The sequence below is a fragment of the Nitrosomonas sp. Nm34 genome, from assembly GCF_900113925.1.
GTDB lineage: Bacteria > Pseudomonadota > Gammaproteobacteria > Burkholderiales > Nitrosomonadaceae > Nitrosomonas.
The window spans coordinates 1-3322 of sequence record NZ_FORD01000117.1; the positions used below are offsets into that span (position 1 = coordinate 1).

Genomic DNA, 3322 nt, shown 5'->3' on the forward strand with positions numbered 1-3322 from the left:
CCTTTGATGAAGACAGCAATCGGACTCGCAAGGGGCATAGTGCTGCGAATCTGGCTGTTATCCGGCATATCGCCCTGAATCTGATCAAGGCCGAAGCTGGCATCAAGACCAAGCGTTTAAAAGCCGGATGGGATAATGAGTATTTACTCCGGGTTATTGGGATAATTTAAGCGCGATTGCCCTAGGTATGGCGGTCGTTTAGTAGACTGGGCAGGGAATTTGTGCTATTGCCTCGTCGCTTGGTAGTCGAGCGTACTTTCGGCTGGCTGAACCATTCATGCAGGTTTAGTAAAAGCTATGAGCGCCTCAGCCGGACGGATGAAGCCTGAGTTTACATCGCCATGACCCGCATTATGTTGAGGCGCTTGACATAAAACAGGAGTTTCTAAACAGTTTCTAAGTATTTTGGCAAGTGTATTTGGCTAGCGCCGTCTTTTTAGCCTTTAAGATGGTTGCACGAGTATCATAGACACTCCGTGCAACCATAATTAAAAAAAATCAAAAGTACTTCTAGATTTTTTAAGGCTCAAACATCATAGGTTCAATAATGTTTATGAAATTATAATATTCTGTAAATAGATAATTTTAATATAAGAATCATTTATTCTACTATTTTAGAATTATGCAAAGCAGAGGTATTTACCTTTCTTGTTTGCTTTTTTAATATTTTATATTCTTTCGTTTATAAGTCACTTGGTAGAGGTATTTCATATATTATAGACTACACAATATATTGAGAATGATGAACCGGCGGTTTTTTAACTCATAAAGGAGCATTATTATGAAAACTGTAAAGCAACTACTCCAGCAGAAAGGACATACAGTTACTACCATTGATCCAGATTCATCGGTTTATGATGCTATGCAATTAATGGCGGATAATAACATTGGTTCATTATTGGTTATGAGTGACGATAAGCTGGTTGGGATTCTGACAGAAAGAGATTTTTCGCGTAAATCCTATTTATTGGATAAACCTGTGAAAGATATGCAGGTCAAAGAAATTATGACGCAACAAGTGATCTATGTAGGTTTAGACAATACGAATGAAGATTGCATGTCATTGGTTACCGAGATGCGAGTACGTCATTTACCTGTCATAGATGCAGACAAGGTGATAGGAATACTCTCTATTGGTGATTTGGTGAAAGATACCATTTCAGAAAACCAATTCGTCATCAAAGAACTTGAGCGTTATATATATGATACAGGGGTACCTAGACAAGGGATGCGACGCACTTAAAGGCTCAAACGTAATTTATTATGACACGTTTGGCTGTAATATCTCTTTTTATTAGTTGCGAACCGCTTGCTGGAAATTATGGGGGGGAATGCTGTGAACTGGCTTATGCTGTTAGGGATATTAATGATGAAAAATTTTTTATAGCTGACCGATTCTTAATTTTTTGAAATAAACTGGAACTATGGGAGTCAGAATAAAGTGATCCATAGACTGTTTCCACAAAGCTACTTTATTGCGTCCATAAAGTCGGCAATAATCTGCCATTTAAGTATCAGGCTTCTATTTTGTTACGATGAGTGAGCGAAATGTTTACTAGGATTTCACCCTTGCCCATTTTTCTCACTTCTGGATGATTGTTTTTAAAAATTAGCATGAACAGGACTATTTCTGTATAATACTACGCCGCTCAAATTGTACTTCTAATAAGCGTAGCGGGTAAGAATTTTAGTAATCTAGCAGCGCGGGCTTGCTATATGTATCTTTTTCTGTTATTCCTGTATGTTTGATTTATGCTAGTAAAATTAATAAAAAACGGGAGCGTTCAGTATGTCACATGAACCAGTTGTTTCTTACAAACCAAAAAAAGGCGAACCATATATGAGTGCTGAGCAACTCGCCTATTTCCGCAATATCCTCGAAGATCTCAGAATTGGGCTAGGGCAGGAAATAGATCGGGCGGTTCACACGATGCAAGAAGAAGCGACAGTTTTTGCTGATCCTAATGATAGAGCTAGTCAAGAATCAGATATGACACTTGAGTTACGCAATCGAGATAGGGAACGTAAACTCATCAAAAAGATTGATGAAACGCTCGCAAAAATTGATGCAGGCGAGTATGGCTATTGTGATAACTGTGGTATCGAAATAGGATTGAAACGTCTTGAAGCACGTCCTACTGCTTCACTTTGTATTGACTGTAAAACGCTAGAAGAAATAAAAGAAAAGCAGGTAGCGAAATAACATACACTATTTGATTCTCGTTACTTGCTTAGAATCAAAACGAGGTTCATATTAAAGTTTGGATGAGTAGTGTAGTCTGTCAATAAAAGCTTGGCTATCAAAGGTCATCGTCTAGAAGATGATGACCTTCTGACTAACTAAGTTTGTTTATTGCGAAGCAATTCAACGAATTTTTCGCTAAACTGATATTTGGTAAAATTATTTTTATTAGATTCAGTTACTTTACTAACAAAGCCATAATCTTCCAAAGTTTTTAGTTGATCTTGTAAGCCATCGTGCTCCTCTTTGAAATATGCTAGACAAGGTTTGGCAAGATTCAGATTAAAACGCTGATTTTTATTGAGAATATAAAATTCTCTTTGAAACTTGTAATCTGGATTATCCATGTCCTGCTTCATCTCTTGTAAAAGCTTAGGATGTTGATGCCACAATCGATCAAAAATATTCTTTATCTTTGTGACCGCCTGGCTAACTACGTGTGTGCGCCATGAATGCGCAATAATAACGCCTACAGCTGTACCGATTAAAAAGCTAAATACCATGTTTATAATATCCATTCATATCTCCAAGATCTAACTAAATAAGCTTTTCAAGTGTGAAGTGATATATTACGTCAAAAGTAAGATCTCGTAGGGTAAAATTCGAATAGACCTTCTGCCTTTTAACAGTCATTTGTGGTCTTCTTTGAAATGGAGATGGTTTATTCCATTTCCAAATCAAATATGACGCGAAGACGAGCCGCAGACAGTATCAATAATACGACAAGGTGAGGCCGACAAAGTCAGCTTTGGTTTAGAAATGGAATTAGGTATGTATAACATGACCTCTAAAGTATACAAAGTTATATAAAGCTCTTAACAGGCAGTTGAAAAGCGTATTTGAGACAGTCGATGATAGACAAAAAACAGGCAAAAAAGCGGAGTTTATATCGTATAAATGAACATTTTGAGCCTGTTTTTAGTACCGAACACGCAGTAGCAACGCAACATAAATAATTTTTCAATATTCTGCTAGGGTCTGTTGACATTTCACATAGGTAGCCACAGATATCCACACGCTATGGCTACCATACTTTCATAATTTCGCTTCAGCTTGTCGTATCGTGTCGCTATTGCCCGG

3 protein-coding genes and 3 pseudogenes are annotated in these 3322 nt (G+C 37.4%); 4 read left to right on the forward strand and 2 right to left on the reverse strand.

Annotated features, from left to right (window positions below; all coding sequences use genetic code 11):
- From BM283_RS20280 to dksA, 4 genes and pseudogenes are all read left to right on the forward strand, one after another.
- Window positions 1-170: pseudogene (locus BM283_RS20280) on the forward strand (ISAs1 family transposase); the annotation flags it as partial.
- Between the two features lie 48 nt (window positions 171-218).
- A pseudogene (locus BM283_RS17430) lies at window positions 219-329 on the forward strand (IS5/IS1182 family transposase); the annotation flags it as partial.
- A gap of 452 nt (window positions 330-781) precedes the next feature.
- Window positions 782-1243, forward strand: coding sequence for a CBS domain-containing protein (locus BM283_RS17435; protein ID WP_090695391.1), 462 nt, complete (start codon window positions 782-784; stop codon window positions 1241-1243).
- A gap of 546 nt (window positions 1244-1789) precedes the next feature.
- Window positions 1790-2203, forward strand: a complete 414-nt coding sequence (gene dksA, locus BM283_RS17440) for an RNA polymerase-binding protein DksA (protein ID WP_046850465.1) — start codon at window positions 1790-1792, stop codon at window positions 2201-2203.
- Window positions 2204-2340: 137 nt separating this feature from the next.
- On the opposite strand, the gene BM283_RS17445 is transcribed toward dksA, so the two are convergent.
- Both BM283_RS17445 and BM283_RS18455 read right to left on the reverse strand, forming a co-directional pair.
- Window positions 2341-2760: a hypothetical protein gene (locus BM283_RS17445; protein ID WP_090695393.1), complete on the reverse strand. Its 420-nt coding sequence runs from the start codon at window positions 2758-2760 to the stop codon at window positions 2341-2343.
- Between the two features lie 471 nt (window positions 2761-3231).
- A pseudogene (locus BM283_RS18455) lies at window positions 3232-3322 on the reverse strand (IS5/IS1182 family transposase); the annotation flags it as partial.

Coding starts and splice junctions, on each gene's coding strand:
- dksA (WP_046850465.1), top strand. CDS start 1,790: ATGTCACATGAACCAGTTGTTTCTTACAAACCAAAAAAAGGCGAACCA.
- BM283_RS17435 (WP_090695391.1), top strand. CDS start 782: ATGAAAACTGTAAAGCAACTACTCCAGCAGAAAGGACATACAGTTACT.
- BM283_RS17445 (WP_090695393.1), bottom strand. CDS start 2,760: ATGGATATTATAAACATGGTATTTAGCTTTTTAATCGGTACAGCTGTA.